The organism is Streptomyces sp. NPDC020875, from assembly GCF_040641415.1.
Taxonomy (GTDB): domain Bacteria; phylum Actinomycetota; class Actinomycetes; order Streptomycetales; family Streptomycetaceae; genus Streptomyces.
The window spans coordinates 15,787-38,720 of sequence record NZ_JBFADP010000033.1; the positions used below are offsets into that span (position 1 = coordinate 15,787).

The following is a 22,934-nucleotide window of genomic DNA, read 5'->3' on the forward strand; positions in this document are numbered from 1 at the left end:
CCGGGGAGCGGCCCGGCCCGAACCCCTTCCCGATTGAATTCGGCGCATCGCACCGGCCCAATTCACGGTCTCGACTGGGCACTTGTTCGGCGGGTGAACAGGGTCATACAGTGTGGCCATGCGAATTCCCACCATTGACCTCGAATTATGGGCCGCGGGCGGTACCGAAACCCGTCGCGCGATCGGTGAGACGGTTGACGAGGCCCTGCGGACGGCGGGCTTCCTGCTCGTCAAGGGCCATGGGATCGACGCCTCGGCGACGGCGGAGATCCGGGCGGCGGCCCGCCGGTTCTTCCATCTGCCGCGGGCGGTCAAACAGCCGTACGCGGTACAGGTGGGCGGGCGCGGCTGGCTGGGGCCGGGGGCCGAGGCCAACGCGTACGCGGAGGGCGGCGATGGGCCGCCCGACCTCAAGGAGTCGTTCGCCTTCGCCTCGTACGATCCCACCGGCGACCCGGTGGTGGACGCCGAGTGGTTCGACGGGCCCAATGTCTGGCCCGCCGAGGTTCCGGCGATGCAGCCCCTGGTGGAGGCGTATCTGGACCGGATGCGCGCACTCTCCGACGGGGTGCTGGAGGTGCTCGGGGTAGCCATCGGCGCGGACGAGCGGCACTTCACCGCGCATACGGGTCAGGCGACCTGGGGCTTCAACATCAACTGGTATCCGGGGACGGAGCGGGTCGGGCCCGCGGCGCCGGGGCAGTTCCGGATCGGGCCGCATACGGACTTCGGGACGGTGACCCTGCTGGACCGCCAGCCCGGTCTCGGCGGGCTCCAGGTCCACACCGACGAGGACGGCTGGCAGGACGCTCCGTACGATCCGGACGCCCTCACCATGAATATCGGCGATCTGATGGCCCACTGGTCCGGGGGCCGCTGGCAGGCCGGGCGGCACCGGGTCCTGCCGCCGCCTCCGGACGCGCCGGACGAGGAGCTGATCTCGCTCGCCTACTTCTACGACTGCGATCTGGGGACCGATGTGGGCGGGATCGACGCCCACGCGTTCCTGCGGGACAAGCTGGCCGCGATCATCGCCGACTGACCACGGCGGCGGTCCGCCGGCCCCTCGGGGGGTCGGCGGACCGGGGTCCGGGGCGCGGGCGCCGTACCGGCGCCGTCACTCGGCCTTGTGCAGCGGGTAGTAGAAGGTCGTCGTCCGGCCTTCCTCCACTTCGACCTCCTCGGCCTTCGCCCGGCCGCTGAAGATGTCGGAGAGCACCCGGGCGTGGAAGCGGAAGTAGGACGTCTCGGTGCAGGCGAGATGGTGGCGTACCCGCTGCGACACCTGATGCAGATTCCAGGCCGGGATCCCGGGATAGAGATGGTGCTCGGCGTGATAGTTGGTGTTCCAGTTGAGGAACCCGAACCACTTGCTCCTCGTGTACACCGAATTGGTGTTCCGCCAGGGGTTGTCGGACCGTTCCGCGTAGTAGTGCTCGGGCATGATGGCGAAATTGTTGATGACCCAGGCGATACAGGCCGGTGCGATGTACAGGGTGAGCATCACCAGCGGCCACAGTACGGTCAGTACGGTCACGGCGAGGATCCAGGCCAGCAGGATCCAGGTATCGCGGCGGATCGCGGACCGGGCCCGGTCGGTCGTGACGAAGTAGGGATACCGGTGCCGTGCGGAGGCCGCCGACATCCTCAGGAACCCCAGGAAGTACTCGATATTCAGCATCGCGAGGACGTACTGTCCGATGGTGGTGATCGAGCCGTCGGGTTCGGGGTCGTCGACGGTATGGGTATTGCGGTGGTGGTGCATATGGAACACCCGGTACAGGGCGCTGTTCATCAGCAGGACGGTGCCGGACACCTGTCCGGCGATCCGGTTCCCCCGGTGGGTGTTCATGAAGGTGCCGTGCGCGGCGCAGTGCAGCACGTTGTGCAGGGACGCGACCACGAAGGCGGCCAGGGTCCAGCCGGCCGCGTAGGCCCACCAGGTGCCGATGGCGAAAGCCCCGGCCACGGTGATCGCGTAGAGCAGGGCGTGGACCGCGGCGCGGCGCAGGGCGAGCCCGCTGGAACGGCGGGTCAGATCACGCAGTTCGGCGGAGGAGAAGACGTCGTTCCGGTCGGGCTGGACGTTCTCCTGCGAGAGTGTCATTCCTGAATCTCCCAGAGTTTCGAAGCAGCGCATGGCGGGACCCGGTTCGGGCCGTGTCCCGGCCGTCGACGGTTCGGGCGCGGCGGCGGGGACGTAGCAGCGGGGCGGGAATTGGCCGTATTGCCGACGCGCCTGAATTCCGTGCGGCAGGCGCTTTCCCGGTGCCCGCCCGCCCTTCGGACACCGTGTCCGGGTCTCGGCCTCACCGGCAAGCTACAGATTTCGAAACCGAAACAACACCCCCCTCCGGCCATACGCCCGCCGCGCTCCCCGGTGCACGGATCGGGACGTCTTCCCGGCGGGTTTTCGGCGTTTCATTCGGCCGGGCCGGGATTCCCGGCGCGGACCGGGCGGAGGTACGGCCGCCGCCCGGTGGACCGGTGCGGCGGTCGGCCGGGAGCGGCGGGTGGTGTGCCGGTGGTACGGGCGTCGACCAGCGGAAACCGGACACAGTCGGCGGGGCGGGCGGTGTCGGACCGGGGACCGGGCGGTGTCGGGCAGCGGTCGGCGCGCCGGGGCGTACCGGGCCCGCACGACGGATTCCGCACCCCGGGAATTCGTTGCCGAATTCTTCGCCCACTAGCCGGAACGAAGACATCGGGCCGTTACCGGTAACCTGCAACACTCCCCGGGGCGACGGATTCCAAACCTTCGTTTGGACGAGGGCGCCACCCCAGTGCCAACGTGGCATTACATTTGTAAAGCTCCCGGAAAAATACAGTCCGCCCGATTGATCCATCAATACTATGATTTTTCTGGGTGGTGGCACGGTTAATTGACGGAACGGACAAGCCGGTTGGCCGACTTCCGGCCTATCTCACCGCCCCCTTGCCGCCACGATCACGAATTTGATAGACAGTCACCTCGACCGTTCGATTCACTACGAATGCAGCAGGCGGGGACATCGTGGACTCTGCGACGTTATCGAGTAGTACAGAAGTGTGCGGACTACTGGACATCGTCACTGTTATCCGAGACGAAATTCTCAGGCGTGGATTGGGCGCCACCCTTGACGGCATCTCCCTGGTCGGCACCGTCCGGCACGGCCGGGACTGGGCCGAGGCCGGCGGTATGGCCGGTATCCGGCCGCCCGATGTGCTGATCGTCAGCGACCTCGGTGAACTCGAAGGCGTGAGCACCGATTTCGGCGGCGTCCGGCCCAAGATCCTTCTTCTGCTCCACAGCGCCGATCTGACCGACCAGCGGATCGGCGGACCCTTTCACCCCGACGGCTTCCTGATCCTCGGCGAGCTGAGCACCACGGCTCTGGAGGACACCCTGCGCCAGCTCGCGGCCGGCCAGGTCCCCATACCCGCTCCGCTGGCCAGGGAGTTGATCCAGCGCGCCAACGGGCTTCCGGTATCGGCCCGGGAGCGCACCGGGACCCTGACCGTACGGGAGAACGAGACCCTGGCCCTGCTCGCCGAGGGGCTCAGCAACAAGCAGATCGCCCGACGGCTCTCCATCTCCAGCCACGGCGCCAAGCGGATCGTCGCCAGTGTGCTGCTGAAGCTGGGGGCGCCGAACCGTACGGCGGCCGTCGTCACCGCCATTCAGCGGGGACTCATCCGGCGCTGACCCGACCGTGCACCGCGCGGGCGACGGAATCCCCACCGTCGCCCCGAGGCGACACCGATCCCCCGACCAGCCCCACCGACCCCAACTCTCCGACCGGGCCGCCCCTACCCCGGCCGAGACCCCCCGTCGACCGCCCACCCCGTCACCCCCATCACTCTCGTCACCCCCGTCCCCACCGGCCGCCGCCCGCCCGTGCGGCGATCAGCTCTCCGCCTGTCAGCCCTCCGGCTCCAGGACGACCTTCAGCGCCTCCCGCGCGTCGAAGAGCCGATAGCCCCGGGCGGCGTCGGCCAGCGGCAGCCGGTGCGACACCAGCGGGGCCGGGTCCAGCAGCCCGGCCCTGAGCAGGGCGATCACCCGGTCCCGGACCCGGATCGGGTTCCCCACCGCGAAGCGCAGCGTCGTCTCCCGGGCGAAAGCCTCCTTGGCGTCCAGCGGTACGGACCGCGAGCCGTGCGATCCGACGGCGACGACGGTACCGCCGAAGCCGACGTTCGCCAGGGCGGCGACGAGCGCCGGCCCGGAGCCGACCGCCTCGATCACGGCGGCCGCCCCCCGGTCCGTACCGTCCCGGAGCGCCGGGCCGAACTCCCCGGGTCCGACGGCCTCGAAGCCCAGCTCGACAGCCTTGGCCCGGCGGCGCGCGTCGGTGTCGGTGACCACGACCCGGGCCGCGCCGAAGACCCGGGCGGACTGCGCCGCCAGCAGCCCGACCGGCCCGCCCCCGACCACGCCGACCACATCGCCCGGGGTGATCCCGGCGGCCTCGGCGCCGATGTATCCGGTACTGAGGACGTCCCCGACGAACAGCAGCTGATCATCGGTCAGATCGTCGGGCGACGGGGAGAGCACCACATCCGCGAACGGGACCCGGACGTAGTCGGCCTGGCCGCCGTCGAGCGCGGCCCCGGCCACGGTGTCGTAGCCGAACAGGGTGGAGTCGGGGCAGTGGTAGTGATGGCCCCGGGCGCAGCGCCCGCACCGGCCGCAGGCGACGATGTCGGAGGCGCCGACCCGCTGCCCGACGGCGTACGGGACCTCCGCGCCCGCCTCGGTGACGACGCCGACGAACTCGTGGCCGAGGACACCGCCGGTCCTGAAGTCCGGCAGCTCGCCCCGGTAGGGATGGAGATCCGTACCGCAGATCGCGGTCCGCGTCACCCGCACCACGGCGTCCCGGTCGTGCCGTACCCGGGGGACCGGGAGTCCGGTGTCGACCTCGATCTTCCCCGGCCCCCGGTAGACGACGCCCCGCATCATGACTCCGCTCCTTCGTCCGGGAGTGCGACGACCGCCCAGTCCTTGGCGGCAACGGTGACACCGAGGGCCCGGTGGGCGGTGGTGCCGTGATTGATCAGTACGGCCGAGCCGGTACCGGCCACGATCTCCAGTTCGGGGTCCGCTTCGGCCTCCGGCGCGATCCCGGCCAGTTCGGCGATCCCCTGGTAGAGCCGATGCCAGGGTGCGGACTCCAGCCGCCCGGGGGCGTCCAGGATCCGTTCCAGCGGTACGGCGCTGAACACGGTCCGCCCGGCCCCGACGGGGTTGACCACGATCGCCGGGGTGCCGTCGGCGAAGGCCGCGACGGTACGGCCGGTGGTCGTCCGCAGGGTGACGGGGGTGTTCCCGCCGGTCTCCCAGTCGACCGGCCAGTCGGTGCCCAGCCAGCCGAAGGACGCCTTGCCCGGGTCGCCCAGGGCGAAGTCGGTGATCTCGGCGCCGGTCAGGTCCTCGCCCGGGAAGCCGTGGTGCCGGTCGCCGAGCGAGATGTACACGGTGGCGCCGCCTTCGGCCGCCGCCCGCAGCCGCCGGACGTCGGTCAGGGTCAGCTGACCGGCGGACGGGCAGACGACCAGGTCGTGGCCGTCCAGGGGGCCGACGACGAACCGGTGGTCGAGATGGCCGCGTTTGAGCAGCAGATGGGCGTAGAAGGCGGCGACGGTGCCCACGCCGTGGTCCAGATACGACCGGGGGCGGGCCCGGACGCGTTCGGGCAGACAGACGGCGATCCGCGGCGGCCGGGGCCCGGGGGCCAGCTCGGCGGCCGACCGGGCCAGCCGGACCAGCCGGTCGAAGGCCGGTTTGGCGGAGCCGTCGAGCCGCCGCAGTCCGGCGAGCCGTTCCGCCGGGCGGTCGCGGTACGGCTCGTCCTCCGACGCGATGTCCTGCCAGCACCAGGCCAGTACCCCGCTCGCGCCGTTGGCGAGCGCCGAGGCGGCGGACGCGGCCAGATATCCGGCGGCGGTCTCCTCGTCCACGGCGTAGCTGCCCAGCTCGTCCACGAGGGGCACCCCGTAGGCGGCGGCGTACCGGACGAGGAACGCGTTGAGGCTGGTGGCCTTGTACGAGAGCGTCGACTCGATGGAGCCCGCCGCCCAGGCCGGGTAGCCGTGGACGCCGACCAGGTCGAGCGGGCCCGCGTTGTCGGCGGAGAACGGGGACGGGCCGAAGACGGAGAGCGCGTTGTCGGCCTGGAGGACGAGGGTGCCGGGGGCCTCCTGGCGCAGCGCGCCAGCCAGCCGCTCGTACCAGGACGCCACCTCGGCCCGGGAGAGCCCGTCGGCCTCGGCCGGGTCGACGGCGGAGATCTCGTCGCCGAGGTCGAACGCGAGGACGTTGCCGTACGGCCGTACGGTACGGGCGACCCGCCGCGCGAACGCCTCCTCCCGATCCCGTACCGCCGGATCGCGCCACAGGCTCCGGCCGTCGCGCCACGCCGGGTCGAGCAGCTGCCCGTTCATGAAGACGGTGAGGACCGACAGCACGCAGTTCAGTCCGTGCTCGGCGGCGATCTCGACGGCCTCGGCGAGCCGGGCGAACGCCTTGGGTTCGTACCGCCCCTCCTCGGGTTCGAAGTCCCGCCAGAACAGGAAGAGCCGGACGGTGGTGAGGCCCGCCCCGGCCATGGCGGCGAAGTCGTCGCGGATCGCGTCGGCGTCCCAGTCGCGCCAGATCCGGCAGCCCGCCCGGGACGGGTGGTAGTTGACGCCGACCACGGGCACGGGCCGGCCGTCGGCATGGATCCGGCCCGTGTGCGCGGTGTACTCCATCGCCCTACCTCCGGGTCGCCCGGCGCAGGCCGGTGGAGACGGCGTCGGCGACGAACTCGGCGTCGTCGTCGGTCATCCGGGCGTGCAGCGGCAGGGTGAGCAGCCGGGGCGCGACGTCCTCGGTGACCGGCAGCGCCCGGCGGGTGCTGCCGTGCCGGTCCCGGTAGTAGCTGAACCGGTGGCTCGGCGGATAGTGCACCGAGGTCTGGACCCCGAGCGCGTTCAGCTCGGCCCGCAGCTCGCCCCGGTCGACGCCGGGCGGCAGCAGGGCGACGGCCAGATGGAGGGCGCCCTCGTCCGGGCGGGCTTCGAACGGGATCGGCAGATCGAGCCGTTTGCGGTAGATCCCGGTGACGGCCCGGCGGCGGGCCCGGTCCCGGCCGAGCCTGCCGAGCTGGACCAGCCCGATGGCGGAGGACAGCTCCGTCGGCCGGTAGTTGAGCCCGACGGCGGGTACGTCGTATCCGGCGCCGCCGGTCCGCATCCGTTCGGTGGTGTCGCTGGTCAGACAGTGGGAGCGCATCGCCCGGATCCGGGCGAGGAGTTCGGGGTCGCGGGCGACGACCATGCCGCCCTCGCCGGTGGCGAGGTTCTTGGTGGCGAAGAAGCTGAAGCAGCCGATGTCGCCGACGGTCCCGGCCGTTCCGGACGGGGTGGGGACGAGGGGCGCGTGGGCGGCGTCCTCGATCAGCGGGATGCCGTGGGCGCGGCTGATCGCCCGCAGGGCGTCGAGGTCGGCGGGGTAGCCGCCGTAGTGCATGGCGACGATCGCCTTGGTACGGGGGGTGATCAGCCGTTCCACGTCGTACGGGTCGACGGTGAGGTCGTCCGGGGAGCGGATGTCGGCGAAGACGGGCCGGGCTCCGTGCAGGGCGGTGACCTCGGCGGAGGCCACGAAGTTCAGGGACGGGGTGATCACCTCGTCGCCGGGGCCGATACCGAGGGCCAGGACCGCCAGATGGAGGGCCGCGGTGCCGCTGCTGACGGCGACGGCGTCCGGGGCGCCGAGGGCCGCGGCGAACTCCTCCTCGAAGGCGCGGGTCCGCCGCCCGAGCGAGAGCCAGCGCGAGGCGAGTACCTCCGTGACGGCCTCGGTCTCCTCGGGGCCGACGGTGGTGTCGGCCACCGTCACCTTCCACCGGGGGTCGCTGTTCACCCTGTCTCCTTTCCCGTGGGGGCGGTCGTGGCGGGCGGCCGTCCGGCGAGGGCCGCGCGGTATCCGGCGGCCACGTCGTCGGCGACCCGGTCCCAGCCGAATTCGGTACGGCTCCGGGCCAGTCCGGCGGCGCCCAGCGCGTCCCGCCGGGCGTCGTCGGTGAGCAGCCCGGTCAGAACGTCGGCGAGTTCGGCCGCGCCGGGGCCGACGATCACTCCGTCGACCCCGTCGCGTACCACTTCCCCGACGCCGGGGAAGCGGCCGGTGACCACGGGCCGCCCGCAGGCCCATGCCTCGGTGAAGACCAGGGGGAAGACATCGGCGGTGGTCGGCAGGGCGAGCAGCGCGCAGGCTGCCATGGCGTCGGCCTTCTCCTGGTCGGAGACGGCGCCCAGATCGAGGACCCGGGGGTCGGCGCGGACCGCGGCCTCCACCGGGTCCGCCGGGTCGGGGTCGCCGCCGGGCCCGATCAGGACGAAGGCGGTGTCCGGCAGCCGCCGCCAGACCAGCGGCGCGGCGGCGAGGAGCTGCCGGTAGCCCTTGGTGGCGATCCGGCGGCCCGCGAAGAGCACGATCGGCCCCCGGACGCCGTGCCGGGCCCGGAACTCGGCCGGGTCGGGGCGGTCGGGGAGGTCGGCGGCCTGGGTGATCCGCCGCATCCGGTCGGCGGGGGCGCCCGCGGCGCGCAGGGCGTCCTCCTCGGCCGCCGTCAGGGTGTAGATGACGGCGGCCCGTTCGCAGGCGGTACGGCCCAGTTCCGGGTCCGGCCAGAGCTGGGGGTCCGTGGCGGGGGTGAGGACGAAGGGGACCCGGTGGATCCGGGCCGCGACCAGGGCCTCGCGGACGTACTCGGGCCGGCCGAGGTCATAGGCGTGCACCAGGTCGAACGCCGCCCGTCCGGTGGATCCGGCCCGGGGGTCGCCGGGGTGGTGCGCCGGGTCCGGGGCCGCCGCCGTGCGGCCGTCGGCGAGTGCCGTGTACACCTCGGCGGCGCGGTCGAGTCCGGGAGGCGGTACGGAGTCCGTGACGGCGGTCATCCGGTGGCCGTTCGCCGCCAGCCGGGCGGTGGTGTGCCAGGCCATCCGCTCGGCGCCCGCGTGGGTGCCCCGGTAGCCGCCGAAGGCCACCTGGACCGCGATCACGAACGGGCCTTCAGCCGCTCCGGATGGGCGGCGGCGTACCACTCGTAGGTCTGCCGGAGCCCGGTGTCGAGGTCCACCCGGGGGGTGTGGCCGGTCGCCGCGCGCAGGACCCGCAGATCGGGCAGCCGCCGGTCGGGGGAGCCCGGGGGCGGCTGGTGGATCTCCACCTCGGGGCGGGTGCCCGCGACGGCGAAGAGGCGTGTCGCGAGGGCGAGGGCGGTGATCTCCTCGGTGTCGTTGCCGATATTGGCCACCAGGGGTTCGTCGGCGGGCAGCCGGGTCATGGCGACGGTCGCGGCGACGGCGTCGTCGACATGGCAGAAGGACCTGGTCTGGTGGGCGCCGTAGATCCGGAACGGGTTCTCGCCGTCCAGCAGCCGTTCGATGAACTGGGGGATGACATGGGCGTAGCCCATCCTCGGGCCGTAGACGTTGTGGTAGCGGCCGATCCGGATCCGGAACTCCCCGCCGCCGTGCAGCAGCAGCGCCTCGGAGACGACTTTGCCCAGGGAGTACGCGGCCCGGGGCAGGGCCGGGTCGGGCAGGACGTAGGGCACGGTCTCGGGGGCGGGCAGTTCGGCCAGTCCGCTGCGGACCGCCCCGTCGCCGACCTCGCTCGTGGAGCTGAGGAAGAGCGCGGCCGGTTTGTGGCGGAGCGCCCAGTCCAGCACGTTCATGGTGGCCAGGACATTGGTCCGCAGAACGTCGCCCGGGGCCCGGTTGGACTGGCCGACGCCGACCTTGGCGGCCAGATGGTAGACGTGGTCGACGGGGGGCAGCAGGTCGTCGGGGACGGGCAGCCGGAGGTCGTGCCGGACGACCCGGGCGTCCCGGCGGACGGCGGCGAACTCGTCGTCGGGGCGGCCCCGGGAGTAGTCGTCGATCAGGACGACCTCGGTACCCGACCGGAGCAGTTCCTTCGCCAGGTGGAGTCCGATGAATCCGGCTCCCCCGGTGATCAGCGCGCGTTCAGACACGGCCCAGCCTCAGGTAGGAGATGTCGGGGTGGTGGGCGAGGGCGCCTTCGAGGGCGCCCCACATGTCGAACACCACGCGCGGGGCCCGCATCCGGGAGCGGACGGCCTCGGCGGTGACGGCGGCATAGCCCGGGTGGTCGTTGAGGACGATGATCCCGTCGGCGTCGCGCAGCCCGTCGGCGAGTGCGGCCGGTTCGAAGCCGAGCGCCTCGACGGTCTCCGGGGGGACGAGGAAGTCGTGGGCGGCGAGCGTCGCGACCCTGCCCTTGAGGGCCTTCGCCACGTCGGGTGAGGCGGCGCCGCGGACGTCGTCGGTCTCCGGCCGTCCCTTGTACGCGATCCCGCAGACCAGGATCTTGGCCTGGGAGAGCGGCCGGTCGGTGCCGGCCTCGTAGGCCCGGACGAAGCGTTCCACGGCGAAGGCGGGCACGCTCTCGTTGACCCGGCGGGCGGCCGTGACCATCGGGGCCTCGTAGCCGTGGGCGCGGGTGCCGTAGGTGAGGAGATAGGGGTCCTTGGTGAGGCAGCTGCCGCCGACGAAGCCGGGGCGGGCCAGGTCGGGCCGGGGGTAGTCGCGGTTGGCGGAGGCGATCACCTCGTCGGCGTCGAGGCCGAATCCGGCGGCCATCATGCTGATCTCGTTGCCGAAGCCGTAGAGCAGATCGGTGTGCGCGTTGCAGACCAGTTTGATCATCTCGGCGGTCTCCAGGGACGAGACCGGGACGTGCTTCGGGGTGATCAGGGCGTGCAGTTCCCGGGCGCGGTCCCGGGAGCGGTCGTCGAGTCCGCCGACGATCTGCGGCAGTGCGACGAGTTCGGCCAGCGCCTTGCCCTGGATCAGCCGCTCGGGACAGAACGCCAGCAGGGGTTCGGCGATGTGCTTGCGGAGCCGGGGCAGTACGGTCTCGCGGCAGGTCCCGACGGGGACGGTACTGCGGACCACGACCAGGGTGTCGTCCGCCATGGCCTCGGCCACGGCTTCGGCGGCGGCCTCCAGATGTCCCAGGGCCGGGTGTCCGGTCTCGGCCGACATCGGGGTGCCGACACAGATGACGACGGCGTGCGGCGGGCGGTCCGGGAGGGTCGCCGAGACGGTCAGCCGGCCCTTCGGCAGCCCCTGGAGGAGTTCGGCGAGGCCCGGTTCGTAGAACGGCGACTCGCCCGCCGCCACGGTCCGGCGGGTCGCGGGGTTGGTCTCGACGCCGACGACGTCGACCCCGGCCGCGGCCAGCGACGCGGCCAGTGGGAGGCCCACATAGCCGAGCCCCACGACCACCACGGGGCGGCCGTCCCGTCCGTCACCCGGTGTGCTGTCGGTCATCGGTTCTCCCCATTCCGCATCGCCGCGGTCTCCCGCAGCCGATGCCGGTCGATCTTGCCCATGCCTGTACGTGGCAATGCGGTCAGTACGTGGACGCGGTGCGGCACCTCATAGGGCATCAGCCGGGTCCGGCAGAAGGTGAGGACGTCGGCGGAGTCGTGGCCGGGGCGGAGGACGAGGGCGGCGTGGACCTCCTCCTCACCGGCCCGGCCGGGCGCCCCGAAGACCAGTACCTCACTCACCCCGGGGTGTTCGGATACCGCCTTCTCGACCCGGCGGGGACTGACCTTGCGTCCGCCGACGTTGACGAAGGCGTCCTTCCGTCCGACGACGAGGATCTCGCCGTCCTCGCCGATCTCGGTGAGGTCCCCGCAGGCGAGATAGCCGTCCTCCGCCGGGGGCGGGGCGCCGCCGTCCGCGTACCCCTCGAACATCGTGGAGGTACGGACCAGGAGCTGGCCCCGGCCGTACCGGGAGGTCTGGGCGGGGCCGGTCCGCAGCCGCCAGTCGACGCCGGGTGCCATCGCCCCAGCGCTCTCCTCGGACCACGGCTCGTCCCGGTCGTAGCCGCAGGCGATCAGGCCGGTCTCGGTACTGCCGTAGACCTGGTGGACGGTGACGCCGAGCCGGTCGCCGGCCGCCCGGGCGGCGGTGCCCGCCAGGGGTCCGCCGGAGGACAGCGCGACCCGGACCCGGCCGCGCGTCCCGGTCCGCGGCAGTACCGGGGTCAGCAGCTGGTACACCAGCGGGGTGCCGAGCAGTACGGTGCTGCCCGCGTCGAGGGCCTCCAGCGCCGCCCCGGGCCGGAACCGGGACATGGTACGGAGCCCGGCGCCGGAGACCAGTGCCGTGGCCAGCGCGCCCACCAGGCCGAAGGAGTGCGCCAGCGGCACCATGGCGAGCACGGTGTCGGCGGGGGTGATCCGGTGGATGTCCCGGTACAGCGCGCCGCCGGTGAGGGTGTTGGCCAGGGTCTGCCGGGCGATCCGGGGTTCGCCGGTACTGCCCGAGGTGAGCTGGAGGACGGCCGTCGCGGGGTTCAGCGGTGGTGGTGGCGGGCCCGCCGGGGCGGGTTCGTGCACCAGCTCGTCGAAGGTGCGCCGGTCGAGTCCGGGTACCGGTGCGACATCGGACGGGCCGACGAGTCCGGCGAGCGGCAGCCGGTGGATGACCGAACCGGCCTCGCCCAGATGGGAGTTCTCCCGTTCGACGAGCAGGGTGTCGACTCCGGCGATGAAGAGGCCCAGCATGGTCGCCACACAGGTCGGGGTGTTGTCGACCAGGACGATCACCGGTCCCGGCGGCCGGTCCCGGGCGGTCAGACGGGCCGCCGCGTTCAGCGCCGCCGCGAGCAGCTCGGTACGGGTCATGCTCTGCCAGGCGGCGCTGCCCCGGGTGCTGACGGCGATGCCGTGCGGGTCGCGGGCGGCTCCGGCGCGCAGCAGTCCGACGAGGTCGGGGCCGGCCGGGGGCGGCCCGGACCGCCGGGCCCCTTCGGGCTGTTGGACCTGTTCCGGCTGCTCGGCCCCTTCGGGCTGTTCGGATCGGCCGGACCGGGCCGGTGAGCCGTCGTCGGTCATCGGCCGCCCGTCCGGCTCGTCGTGCGGTGCGACCGTACGACTCCGGCCAGCGCGGCCGGGCTGGCGTCCTCGAAGACCGCCAGCAGCAGATCGGCGTGGAGCCGGTCGGCCGCCTCGGCGTCGGCCGGTTCGAAGCGCTCGGTGAGCCGGGCGATCAGATCCACGGCCCGCAGGGAGTCCCCGCCGAGGAGGAAGAAGTCGTCGGCGGGTGCCGGGGGCAGGCACTCCAGTACGGTCCCCATGTCCTGGGCGATCTGGTCGGTCAGCTCGTCCGTCGCTGGATCGTCGTTCGTCACAGACCCGTTGGCCTCTCTCGATGCCGTGCCGGATTGGAGCAGGAGAACCGGTGCGCCGGGTTCGTCGGGCCGGATTCCGGTCCCGTGCCGGGCCGGGGCTCCGCCGTTGCGTAAATAGAGGTCCGGATCCGCCGCGAAGCAGCGTTTGGCCTCTTCATATCTTTCCGGGGTCCCGATGTCGTGCCACCGGTCGGTGAAGGAATAGACCTGGACCCGCCGTCCGCTTTCTATCATCGACCCGACCAGGTCCGGCATGTCAATGGCCTTTCCCGGCACGATGGCTTCGAGTACGGCCGGATCTGCCACATAAATACCCGCCGAGATATCGAGCCGAAGTGTCGGTTTCTCCCAGATCCCGGCCACCGCGCCGTCCCGGACGTCGAGGACGCCGAAGCCGATCGGCAGCGGGCGGCGGAAGGACGCGACGGTGAGCACTCCCCCGCTGTCCTTGTGCGTCCGGTACAGCTCGGCGAAGTCGAGCGCCGTCAGGACGTCCCCGTTCATGACGAGGGCCGGGCCGTGCCATTCGGCGACCCGGGCCAGCGGCGCCGCGGTGCCGAGCGGGCGCGGGTCGGTGCTGTAGTCGATCCGCACTCCCAGCGGTTCGCCGTCGCCGAACTCGGCCCTGATCTGGTCCGCCAGATGGGAGACACAGAGGGTGATATGGCTGAAACCGGCACCTCGGAGCCGGCGGATGATGACTTCGAGGATGGAGTACCGGCTGAGCTGGAGCAGACCCTTGGGCCGGTTCTCGGTATAGGGCCGGAGGCGGGTGCCTTTGCCGCCGGTCAGGATGATCGCTCGCACTGGGGCCTCCCCGGGTCGCCGTGGTCACCGCGACGGGATCAAGGCTGGCGGCCGGGGACGGCCCGGGGAAGCCTCGAACGGCCGCACCGGGGAGCCTAGCCAAGTGGCCATGCCCGTACTGACCGTGGATTAAGTCCGGGCGCCTTCCATACACTCGTCGCCGACCCTCACGGAAACACGAATCCTGGGCAGGTGGACCTTGTTGGTGCGTTCGGTTGAAGAGGTCGTTGGAAGTGAATGTGATGTGCAGTGGGGTAATGGCACGAGCCGACGGCTCGTGGTGCGGGCGGATCAATTGGGATTCGGTCTGACCGAGACCTACGTACAACCCGGCAGCGAATCGTATCTGCGCTACGACAACCACCAGGAAGTCTGCTACTGCGTCAGCGGATCCGGTTCAGTGGAGACCGAAGAAGGTATTTTCGAGATCAAACCAGGGACGCTGTACGCGCCGGGAGTGGGCGAACCGCACATTCTCCGCTCACAGCACGGGATGACGCTGATGTGCGTCTTCTCTCCGGCCCTGCACGGATCCGAGACCCATCTGCTCACCCCCGGTGTGCATTCGAGTTACTAGGGACGGGACGGTTCCGTGGCCGAGTCGCCGAACCGGTGCGATATCGCCTTCTCCGGCGAGCGGTCCGCCGCCGGACCGGCGACCTGCGCACAGCGGCATATGTGGGATCTGATCCGGCGGCGGATGCCGGACTCCGCGTTCTACCACCAGCTCCACTGGGCGGAGCCGCCGCCCGGGAGCACCGTCTCCGACATCCGAGCCGTCCTAGGCGAACTGGTGAGCCGTCATGAGTCGCTGCGGACGGTCTACGGCCCCGGCCCGGACGGCGGACTCCGCCAGCGGGTCCGAAGATCGGGCTCGGTCCCGGTGGAGATCCTGCCGGTCGAAGGTCCGGCGGACCGGAACGGCCCGGCGGACCCGACGGGCCGGGCGGACGTGGCCGGGGCGGTGGCGGCCTGGGAGGCCGGAGTCCGGGCCTCCGGGTTCGATCACGGCCGCGATCTCCCGTTCCGGGCCGCGATCGTCTGCCGGGACGGCGAACCGGTCCGTACCGCCTTCCTCGTCTCCCATCTCGCGGCCGATCTGATGGCGTTACGGGTGGTCGAGGCGGAGTTCGTCCGGCTGACGGCCGACCGGGTGGCGGGCCGGACCCCGGCCCCGCCGCCCGCGTACCGGCAGCCGCTGGAGCAGGCGGAGTTCGAACGTTCCGAACGGGGCCGGCGGCTGCTGGACCGGGCCGACCGCTACTGGCACGACCAGCTCACGGCACTGCCGCCGACCATGTTCCCGGCCCCGGCACGAACCCCCGTGCAACCGGAGCCGGAGCCGGAAGCGGCGACCGCCGGGCCGCCGTACCCCAGTACGGCCCTGGTGTCACGGGCTCTCGCCCTCGCCCTGCCGGTACTCGCCGGGCGCTACCGGTCCGGCAGTTCGGCGGTCCTGCTCGCCGCGGTCTCACTGCTGCTGGCCCGGCGCGGCGGGCTCCCCCGGTGCGGCCTCCGGCTGCTGGTCGCCAACCGGACCGACCCGGCGTCGCGCGGCACCGTGGCCAATCTCCATCTGGAGGTCCCGGTGACCGTCGACGTGACGGGCGAGACCTTCGGCGACGTGGTGCGCTCGGCCCGGGTCGCGGCGCTGCGGGCCTACGCCAACGGGCTGTACGACCCCGGGCGCGCCGAGCGCGCGGTCCGGGAGCACGAGCGGGCGCGGGGCGTACCGATCGATCTCTCCTGCTGTTTCAACGACGCCCGGGCGGTCCGGGAGGACCGGCCGGGCCCGGTGCCCCCGTCCCCGGCGGAGATCCGGGCCGCGACGGCCGGGACCACCGTCGGGGAGGGCGATCTGCACGAAGCGGAGCGGTTCTTCCTGGTGGTCCACGACGATCTGCCCGGCCGGGTCCAGCTGGTCCTCGGCGCCGACCCCCGGGTCCTTCCCCCGGCGGCCGTCCGCGCGTTCCTGAAGGCCGTCGAACGGCTGCTGGTCGACCACGCGGGGGACGAGCCGCCCCGTACGGAGCGCGCCGGGGCCGCCGCGCGGAGCACCCCGGGACGTCCGTGACGACGACGGAGCACACGAGCGGCGGACACCGGTACCGGGCCCAGGCGGCGGGCCCGACGACACGAGGTGGTGACGGTTTGGGCGGCGACGAGGAGATCCGCTGGTGGCCCGCGGTCGAGGTGGCGAGAGCCGTCGCCGCCCGCGAACTGTCGGCCCGGGAGTATCTGTCGGCGCTGCTCGCCGCCGTCGAACGGGACAATCCCCGGCTCCGGCTGGTGGCGACGGTCTGCGAACGGGCCGCCGAGGCGGCGGAGGAGGCGGACGCCGCGACCATGCGCGGCGGACCGCTGCCGCCCCTGCACGGGGTGGCGATGACGGTCAAGGACTGCTTCTCCACCGCCGGTACCCGGACCACCGGCGGCGCGGCGGCGCTCTCCGCCCATCGGCCCGTCCGGGACGCCGACGCGGTGGCGGCGCTGCGCCGCGCGGGCTGTGTGATCTTCGGGAAGACCAACCTGCCCGAGTACTCCGCCGATGTGCAGACCCACAACGAGCTGTTCGGCACCGCGCGCAACCCGTGGGACCCGGCGTTCTCGCCCGGGGGCTCCTCCGGGGGCTCCGCGGGCGCGGTCGCCGCCGGGTTCACCCCGGTCGAGCTGGGTTCCGACGTCGCGGGCTCCATCCGGCTGCCCGCCTCGCACTGCGGGGTCCTGGGGCACCGGCCGAGTTTCCGTACCGTACCGACGTACGGACACGTCCCGCCGCTGCCGTTCGCCCATACGGTGCCGGATCTGACGGCGGCCGGTCCGTTCGCCCGTACCGCGGCCGATCTGGTGGCGGTCTTCGCAGCGGTCGCGGGCCCCGACTCGCGGGACGCGCCCGGCTGGCGGCTCGAACTGCCCCCGGCCCGGCCGGTGCGCCGGGTCGCGGCCTGGTTCGACGATCCGTACTGCCCGGTGGATCCGGACGTCCGGCACCTGCTCGAACGGGCGGCGGACCGGCTGGCCGACACCGGGGTCGTGGTGGAGCGGACCGTCCCCCGGGGGGTCCGGCTGGACGCCTGCGACCGGGTCTTCCGGTCCCTGCTCGCCCCGGTCGCCTACGGCCGCTACTCGGTCCGCGACGCCGCGGCGATCGCCCGCGGCAAGCGGGAGCCGGGCGCTGAACTGGGCGCCGAACACGTCGGCCAGACCCACCGGTCCTGGGCGGAGGCCGACGGCAACCGGGCCCGGCTACGGCTCCACTGGCGCCGGTTCTTCGAGGAGTACGACGCGATCCTGCTGCCGACCGGACCGACGGCGGCGCTCCCCCACGACCACCGGCCGCTCGCCGACCGGGACATCGTGGTCGGCGGCCGGCGCCGCCCCTACTGGGACCAGATCGTCTGGGCCGGACTGACCGGGGTGTGCGAACTGCCCACGACGGTCGTCCCCGCCGGGCTGACCCCCGCCGGGCTGCCGGTGGGCGTCGCGGTGACCGGCCCCTATCTCGGCGACCGTACGACCCTCGCCGTCGCCGGGGTCCTGGAACGCGTACTGCCGCCGCTCGGCCGTCCCCCGGCCCCCGCACCCCTGACGCGCACCACCTCCGGGAAGGCAGAAGAGCATGCCCGACACCATTGACCTGGTCGTCCCGAATATCGTCGAGTTCAATCTGAGACGCGGACTACTGGACCTCGACCCGGGCGTGGAGCGCGATCTGGCCGAGCACGGCACGAACCTGGCCGACCAGTGCGTCTTCTGGAGCGACCGGGAGCGGGTCCTCGTCCTCCCGGCCGGATACTCGGCCGAATGGCTGGCCGATGTCCATACCGGACTCGGTACGGCCGTCCCCCCGGTCGTCGCGCCGGAGCCCGTGACCGGACGGCTGGTCCAGGACCTGCTGGCCGACGACCGGGCCCTCGGCGAACTGTCGGCCGCGCTCGGCGGGGCGCGCGAGGTGCGGTTCGTCTCCTGGGGCGCGGAACCCGCCCTCTACGCCCTTGCCACGGTGCTCCGCGCCCAGGGCCGTACGGTCCGGCTGGACGTCCCGGCCCCCCGGGACGCCTGGGCCTGCGAATATCTGGAGTCCAAGCAGAGCTGTGCCGATCTCGCCGCGCACCTGCCCGGCTTCCGGGTCCCCAAGGGGCTCTCCGTCACCGGCTGGGAGCAGCTCAGGGGCGCCCTCGGGGCGATCGCGGGCGACGGCGGCCGGGCCGTCGTCAAGAGCATGTACGGCGTCGGCGGCTATGGCTCCGCACTCGCCGGGGGCGGGGCCGACGGCATCGCCAGGTTCTGGCAGACCCTGCGGCGGGATCCCTTCTTCGGTACGTTCCCGCTCGCCGTCCAGGAGTACGTCGAGCACACCGGGGACTGCCCGGCCGTGGACGTCCTCGTCACCGACGACGGCCCGCCCCGGCTGGAGTACAGCGTCCTCGGTGTCGACGGGCTGCGGTACCGCAGTCTCCTGCTCGGCCCCGATGTGCTCGAACCCGGGCCGAAGGAGCGGATCACGGCGCTCGGCACGGCCGTCCACGGCTTCGCCCGGACCCTCGGTTTCCGGGGCTGGCTCTCCGTCGACTGTCTGCTCGGCCTCGACGGGGAGCTGTACGTCACCGAGATCAACGCCCGGCGCACCGGCGCGATGCACGCCATCGCCCTGGCCGAACGGTGGGCCGGGGAGCGGGTCGTCGTCCACTCCCACGACGCCCTGCCGCTGCGGCTCACCGCCGTCCCCTCCTACACCGCGCACGTCCGCCCGGTCTTCCGGGCGCTGTGGGCGAAGGGGGTGCGGGCCTATCCGACCACCGTCCGCGCGCTCGGCCGGCACCGGCCGTCCCTGGGCGTGATCGTCGGCGCCGCCGGTGCCGAGGAGGCCGAGGGCATCACCGAAGAGATCCACCGGGCCGTCAACGCCGCCGTGGCCGGGGCGGTCGCACCCCTCGCCCGGCCGACCGCGGGGAGCCGCACATGACCACGGCAACGACCTCCACCAGGGCCACGACCCCGGACACGGGCGGAGGGGGCTCTACCGGCACGCCGGACCCGGGCCTGCCGGTGGCGAACCCCGCGACCGGACAGGTCTTCGCCCATGCCCCCGTCTCCACCCCGGAGGCGCTCGACCGGGTGGTGGACGCGGCGGCCGGGGCCTTCGGCTCCTGGTCGGCGCTGCCCCCGGCCCGTCGGCGGGCCCTGCTGCGGCGGTGCCGTACCGTACTCGCCGACCACGAGCGGGAGCTGGCCGAACTGCTCACCCGCGAACAGGGCAAGCCGCTGCGGGACGCCCTGCGCGAGGCCCGGTCGGCGGCCGACTGGTTCACCCGTACCGCCGCGCTCGGGCTGAGCGGACGGCGGCTGGTCGACGACGGGACGTCGGAGATCACCCTCCAGCGGGTGCCGTACGGCGTGGTGGCCGCGATCGCGCCCTCCAACTTCCCGCTGCTCCTCGCGGTCTGCAAGATCGCCCCGGCGCTGCTCGCGGGCAATACCGTCGTCCTCAAACCGGCGCCGGAGACCCCGCTGTCCAGCCTGCTGATGGTGGATCTGCTGGCCGGGGTGCTGCCGCCGGGCACCCTGGGCGTGGTCTGCGGCGACGGCTCCGTCGGCGAGCGGCTGACCCGGCACGAGGCGGTCCGGCTGATCTCGTTCACCGGCTCGATCCCGGTCGGCCGGGCCATCGCGGGGGCGGCGGCGGCCGGTCTGAAGGGCGTCGTGCTGGAACTCGGCGGCAACGATCCGGCGGTCGTCCTGCCCGGCGCCGACCCCGAGGAGGTCGCGCCGCAACTGTTCGCCCGCGCCATGGCGAACAGCGGCCAGTTCTGCGCGGCGGTCAAACGGGTCTACGTACCCCGGGCACAGCACGACCGCTATGCCGGGCTGCTGGGCGCCCTGGCCCGGTCGGCGGTGGTCGGCGACGGCGCGGACCCGGCGACGGAGCTGGGTCCGCTGGTCTCCGCCGCCCAGCGGGACCGGGTCGCCGCCCTGGTCGACGGGGCCGTGGCCGCCGGGGGGCGGCTGGTGGCCGGTGGCACCGTACCGGCCGGCCCCGGCTGGTTCTATCCGCCGACGGTCGTCGCGGGTCTGCCGCCCGGGACCGATCTGGAGGCGGAGGAGCAGTTCGGTCCGGTGATCCCCCTGGTGCCGTACGACTCCGTGCCCGAGGCCGTCGAACGGGCCGGGACGGGTCCCCACGCGCTCGGCTGGTCGTTCTGGGGCGACGAGCGGGAGGCCCGTGAGCTGGCCTCCCGGGTGGAGTGCGGCACCGTCTGGATCAACACCCACGGCGATCTCCGGCACGACGTCCCCTTCGGCGGGCACCGGGAGTCCGGTGTCGGCGTCGAGTACGGCACCTGGGGGCTGCTGGAGTTCACCCGGATCAAGGTCCGCAATATCGCGGTCCGCGAGCGGTCGACGCCGCCCTGACCCCGTACCGGGCCCCGAACCGCCCGGGACCACGCACCGGCTTCCCCTGGATTTCCCGTTCCTCCCGATCCCCGACTCCCCGTCCATTCCCCGCCACAGACCCCTGTCCAACCCCGTACAGGCACCCGCAACAGGCTTGGAGAACGCCATGACCGAAGTCAGCCCCGATCTCGCCGAGCACGCCTTCGACGCCCCCGATCTCACCGGCGTCAATGTCTTCGTCGGCGGCCCCATCCAGCACGCGCTGGGCGGCGCGACCGGCTTCCACTCCCCGCTCCGGCACGCGATCCACGACATCATCGAGGCCGCCACCGCCGCCAACGCCACCGTCTTCTCGGCCCATGTGGCGGAGAAGTTCGGGGTCGACACCCCGCTGTTCACCCCGGACCAGGTCAGTGTCCGGGACTTCAACTGGATGCGGCGCTGCGACGTCTTCGTCCCCGTCCTGCCGGTGGTGGACGGTGAGCTGCTCCGTACCGACGGTACGCATATCGAACTCGGCTGGGCCTCCGGCCAGGACAAGCCGATCGTCATGGTGACCCCGGTACCGCTGGCGGAGAACGCCAGCCATCTGCTGCGCGGGCTGCCGATGGTGGGCCGGGTGAGCGTGGTCGACCTGGCGCACGCCCAGCGGAATCCGGACTCGCTGATACGGCTGCTCGCGGCGGTCACGGGCAAGGTGACGGCGACGACATGACCACCGAGGCCGACAACGCCCTCACGACCGAGATCCTCGGTATGAGGCTGGTCTCCCCGGTCGTGGTGGGTTCGGGTCTGCTCACCGACCAGGAGCGCAATATCCGCCGGCTGCTGGAAGGCGGAGCGGGCGCGGTGGTGACCAAGACCATCCATCCCTCGCCGCCGTCCGGCGGCGACGAGCGGCTGCTGCGGCTGCCGACCGGGATGCTGAACAGTACGACGTACTCGCGCCGGAGCGTCGACGACTGGCTGGCGATCGTCCGCAGGCTCTCCGTCGACGGTCTGCCGTTCATCGCCTCGGTGCACGCGGACACCCCGGCCGGGCTCGCCCGGCTCGCCGAGCAGGTGACGGCGGCCGGAAGTCCGGCCCTGGAGCTGGGGATCTCCTGTCTGAACGACGAGGAGTACGGGGAGGACACACCCGAGCGGGTGGCCGCGTACACCCGGGCGGTCCGCCGGGCCGTCACCGTGCCCTTCAGTGTGAAGCTCGCGGCGGGCGAGAACCTGGTCCCGCGGGTGGAGGCCGCCGTGGCCGAAGGCGCGGACGCGATCACCCTCAGCGACACCATCGCGGGTCTGGCGGTGGAAGCGGCCACCGGACGGGTCCAGCTCGGCGGGGCCTACGGCTACTCGGGTCCCGGTATCAAGCCGCTCGTCCTGGCCGAGATCTACGCCCTGCGGCGGCGGGGGATCCGGATCCCGGTCCTGGGCGGCGGCGGGGTCCAGGCCGCCGGGGACGTGATCGAGTATCTGAGCGTGGGCGCCGACGCCGTACAGGTCTATACGACCCTTCACCAGGACATGCACGGCACCCTCGACAAGATCTGCCGGGGGGTCGACGACTGGCTCAGCGGTACGGGGCTCTCGGTGCCCGATCTCGTCGGGCGCAGTCTGACGGCGGCCCCGTCGGCTACGGCCGAAGGCCCCGGGGCCGGGTCCGCGAACGGCAACGGCACCCCGGCGGTCGCCGGAGCCGGAGCCGCGAAGGGTGCCGCGCGCGGTGCCGGGTCCCCGGCCGGGAGCGGGGGGCCGCGGTGAGCGACCGTACGTCCGCCGCCCCGGCGCCCCGGCTCTACGGCGATCTGACCAGTACCGAGGTGGAGTCCGCCGTCCGCGGCGCCACCCTGGTCTGGCCGATCGGCGGTCTGGAACAGCACGGACCGCATCTGCCGCTCTCCGTGGACCTCGACATCCCCGAGGCCCTGGCCCGGCGGATCGCCGCCGAGCTGGACGGATTCCTGCTGCCGACCCAGCCGGTCTCCGCCCGGTCGCTGCCGCAGAGCGGCGGCGGCGCGCACTGGCCGGGCACCCTGCATCTGCGGGGCGCCACCCTGATCGACAGTCTCACCGACACCCTGCTCTCCCTGGCGCCCCTCGCGCCCGGGCGGCTGGTGATCGTCAACGGCCACTACGAGAACGAGGCACTGCTCTTCGAAGCCATCGAGGGCTGTCGCCCCGGGACCGCGTTCCCGGAGACCGAGATCACCGCGTTCAGCTGGTGGAGCCTGGTGCGGGAGGACTGGATCGCCGGGCATCTGCCCGACTTCCCCGGCTGGCACGCCGAGCACGCCGGGCTCACCGAAACCAGTCTGATGCTCCATCTGCGCCCCGAGTCGGTCCGTCCCGACCGCCCGGAGCACAAGACACCGCCACCGGCCGGGATCTACCGCCATCCCGTGGACGCGGCCCGGATGTCCAACCGGGGTGTCCTGTCGTCCACCACGGGCGCCTCCGCCGAACTCGGGGCGCTCCTCTTCGAGGAGGTCGTGACGAACGTCCTGGCCGCCTTGGCGTGACCCCCGGGAGC

General features: G+C 72.7%; 19 protein-coding genes. 10 read left to right on the forward strand and 9 right to left on the reverse strand.

The window, feature by feature from the left end:
- The first annotated feature begins 118 nt into the window (after positions 1–118).
- Positions 119–1,042, forward strand: coding sequence for a 2-oxoglutarate and iron-dependent oxygenase domain-containing protein (locus AB0G74_RS20050; RefSeq protein ID WP_361148020.1), 924 nt, complete (start codon positions 119–121; stop codon positions 1,040–1,042).
- Between the two features lie 75 nt (positions 1,043–1,117).
- Here the strand turns inward: AB0G74_RS20050 and AB0G74_RS20055 are convergent, their stop codons facing one another.
- Positions 1,118–2,107, reverse strand: a complete 990-nt coding sequence (locus AB0G74_RS20055) for a fatty acid desaturase (protein ID WP_361148022.1) — start codon at positions 2,105–2,107, stop codon at positions 1,118–1,120.
- A gap of 996 nt (positions 2,108–3,103) precedes the next feature.
- On the opposite strand from AB0G74_RS20055, the gene AB0G74_RS20060 reads away from it, so the two are divergent.
- Positions 3,104–3,685 (forward strand): LuxR C-terminal-related transcriptional regulator, encoded by a 582-nt coding sequence (locus tag AB0G74_RS20060; RefSeq protein WP_361148024.1) that lies wholly within the window; start codon positions 3,104–3,106, stop codon positions 3,683–3,685.
- A 216-nt stretch (positions 3,686–3,901) separates the two neighbouring features.
- On the opposite strand, the gene AB0G74_RS20065 is transcribed toward AB0G74_RS20060, so the two are convergent.
- The 8 genes from AB0G74_RS20065 to AB0G74_RS20100 are packed head-to-tail and all read right to left on the reverse strand — an operon-like array spanning position 3,902 to position 14,014.
- Complete coding sequence (locus AB0G74_RS20065) at positions 3,902–4,945, reverse strand: alcohol dehydrogenase catalytic domain-containing protein (RefSeq protein ID WP_361148027.1); 1,044 nt, start codon at positions 4,943–4,945, stop codon at positions 3,902–3,904.
- Complete coding sequence (locus AB0G74_RS20070) at positions 4,942–6,735, reverse strand: cellulase family glycosylhydrolase (protein WP_361148029.1); 1,794 nt, start codon at positions 6,733–6,735, stop codon at positions 4,942–4,944. Before AB0G74_RS20070 ends, AB0G74_RS20065 begins: the two co-directional genes overlap by 4 nt.
- 4 nt (positions 6,736–6,739) lie before the next feature.
- Positions 6,740–7,891, reverse strand: a complete 1,152-nt coding sequence (locus AB0G74_RS20075; protein ID WP_361148031.1) for a DegT/DnrJ/EryC1/StrS family aminotransferase — start codon at positions 7,889–7,891, stop codon at positions 6,740–6,742.
- On the reverse strand, positions 7,888–9,033 hold the full coding sequence (locus AB0G74_RS20080) for a glycosyltransferase family 4 protein (RefSeq protein ID WP_361148033.1): 1,146 nt from the start codon (positions 9,031–9,033) through the stop codon (positions 7,888–7,890). The genes AB0G74_RS20075 and AB0G74_RS20080 overlap by 4 nt, the downstream gene beginning before the upstream one ends.
- Entirely contained in the window at positions 9,030–10,010 is a 981-nt protein-coding gene (locus tag AB0G74_RS20085) for an NAD-dependent epimerase/dehydratase family protein (RefSeq protein WP_361148035.1), read from the reverse strand. Before AB0G74_RS20085 ends, AB0G74_RS20080 begins: the two co-directional genes overlap by 4 nt.
- A complete protein-coding gene (locus tag AB0G74_RS20090) occupies positions 10,003–11,331 on the reverse strand; it encodes a nucleotide sugar dehydrogenase (RefSeq protein ID WP_361148037.1) in 1,329 nt (442 codons plus the stop codon). The genes AB0G74_RS20085 and AB0G74_RS20090 overlap by 8 nt, the downstream gene beginning before the upstream one ends.
- Positions 11,328–12,911 carry a fatty acid--CoA ligase family protein gene (locus tag AB0G74_RS20095; protein WP_361148039.1) on the reverse strand — a complete coding sequence of 528 codons (1,584 nt, stop codon included), beginning with the start codon at positions 12,909–12,911 and terminating at the stop codon, positions 11,328–11,330. Before AB0G74_RS20095 ends, AB0G74_RS20090 begins: the two co-directional genes overlap by 4 nt.
- Positions 12,908–14,014, reverse strand: coding sequence for a sugar phosphate nucleotidyltransferase (locus AB0G74_RS20100; protein WP_361148041.1), 1,107 nt, complete (start codon positions 14,012–14,014; stop codon positions 12,908–12,910). Before AB0G74_RS20100 ends, AB0G74_RS20095 begins: the two co-directional genes overlap by 4 nt.
- A 205-nt stretch (positions 14,015–14,219) precedes the next feature.
- Between AB0G74_RS20100 and AB0G74_RS20105 the strand changes: the two genes are divergently transcribed.
- The 8 genes from AB0G74_RS20105 (at position 14,220) to AB0G74_RS20140 (ending at position 22,923) form a co-directional block, all read left to right on the forward strand.
- Positions 14,220–14,591 carry an ectoine synthase gene (locus AB0G74_RS20105; protein ID WP_361148043.1) on the forward strand — a complete coding sequence of 124 codons (372 nt, stop codon included), beginning with the start codon at positions 14,220–14,222 and terminating at the stop codon, positions 14,589–14,591.
- 15 nt (positions 14,592–14,606) lie between these two features.
- On the forward strand, positions 14,607–16,088 hold the full coding sequence (locus tag AB0G74_RS20110) for a condensation domain-containing protein (protein WP_361148045.1): 1,482 nt from the start codon (positions 14,607–14,609) through the stop codon (positions 16,086–16,088).
- 77 nt (positions 16,089–16,165) lie between these two features.
- Positions 16,166–17,650, forward strand: a complete 1,485-nt coding sequence (locus AB0G74_RS20115) for an amidase family protein (RefSeq protein ID WP_361148047.1) — start codon at positions 16,166–16,168, stop codon at positions 17,648–17,650.
- Positions 17,634–18,980, forward strand: coding sequence for a hypothetical protein (locus AB0G74_RS20120; RefSeq protein ID WP_361148049.1), 1,347 nt, complete (start codon positions 17,634–17,636; stop codon positions 18,978–18,980). Before AB0G74_RS20115 ends, AB0G74_RS20120 begins: the two co-directional genes overlap by 17 nt.
- Complete coding sequence (locus tag AB0G74_RS20125; RefSeq protein ID WP_361148051.1) at positions 18,977–20,428, forward strand: aldehyde dehydrogenase family protein; 1,452 nt, start codon at positions 18,977–18,979, stop codon at positions 20,426–20,428. Before AB0G74_RS20120 ends, AB0G74_RS20125 begins: the two co-directional genes overlap by 4 nt.
- Positions 20,429–20,576: 148 nt before the next feature.
- Positions 20,577–21,125: a hypothetical protein gene (locus AB0G74_RS20130; protein WP_358826956.1), complete on the forward strand. Its 549-nt coding sequence runs from the start codon at positions 20,577–20,579 to the stop codon at positions 21,123–21,125.
- Positions 21,122–22,165, forward strand: a complete 1,044-nt coding sequence (locus AB0G74_RS20135) for a dihydroorotate dehydrogenase (protein WP_361148054.1) — start codon at positions 21,122–21,124, stop codon at positions 22,163–22,165. Before AB0G74_RS20130 ends, AB0G74_RS20135 begins: the two co-directional genes overlap by 4 nt.
- Entirely contained in the window at positions 22,162–22,923 is a 762-nt protein-coding gene (locus tag AB0G74_RS20140; RefSeq protein ID WP_361148056.1) for a creatininase family protein, read from the forward strand. Before AB0G74_RS20135 ends, AB0G74_RS20140 begins: the two co-directional genes overlap by 4 nt.
- The last annotated feature ends 11 nt before the right edge of the window (positions 22,924–22,934 follow it).

Excerpts from the sequence above, each read along its gene's own strand:
- AB0G74_RS20070 (WP_361148029.1), bottom strand. The coding sequence starts at position 6,735 with ATGGAGTACACCGCGCACACGGGCCGGATCCATGCCGACGGCCGGCCC.
- AB0G74_RS20090 (WP_361148037.1), bottom strand. The coding sequence starts at position 11,331 with ATGACCGACAGCACACCGGGTGACGGACGGGACGGCCGCCCCGTGGTG.
- AB0G74_RS20130 (WP_358826956.1), top strand. The coding sequence starts at position 20,577 with ATGACCGAAGTCAGCCCCGATCTCGCCGAGCACGCCTTCGACGCCCCC.
- AB0G74_RS20135 (WP_361148054.1), top strand. The coding sequence starts at position 21,122 with ATGACCACCGAGGCCGACAACGCCCTCACGACCGAGATCCTCGGTATG.
- AB0G74_RS20095 (WP_361148039.1), bottom strand. The coding sequence starts at position 12,911 with ATGACCGACGACGGCTCACCGGCCCGGTCCGGCCGATCCGAACAGCCC.
- AB0G74_RS20125 (WP_361148051.1), top strand. The coding sequence starts at position 18,977 with ATGACCACGGCAACGACCTCCACCAGGGCCACGACCCCGGACACGGGC.
- AB0G74_RS20065 (WP_361148027.1), bottom strand. The coding sequence starts at position 4,945 with ATGATGCGGGGCGTCGTCTACCGGGGGCCGGGGAAGATCGAGGTCGAC.
- AB0G74_RS20050 (WP_361148020.1), top strand. The coding sequence starts at position 119 with ATGCGAATTCCCACCATTGACCTCGAATTATGGGCCGCGGGCGGTACC.
- AB0G74_RS20055 (WP_361148022.1), bottom strand. The coding sequence starts at position 2,107 with ATGACACTCTCGCAGGAGAACGTCCAGCCCGACCGGAACGACGTCTTC.
- AB0G74_RS20120 (WP_361148049.1), top strand. The coding sequence starts at position 17,634 with ATGCCCGACACCATTGACCTGGTCGTCCCGAATATCGTCGAGTTCAAT.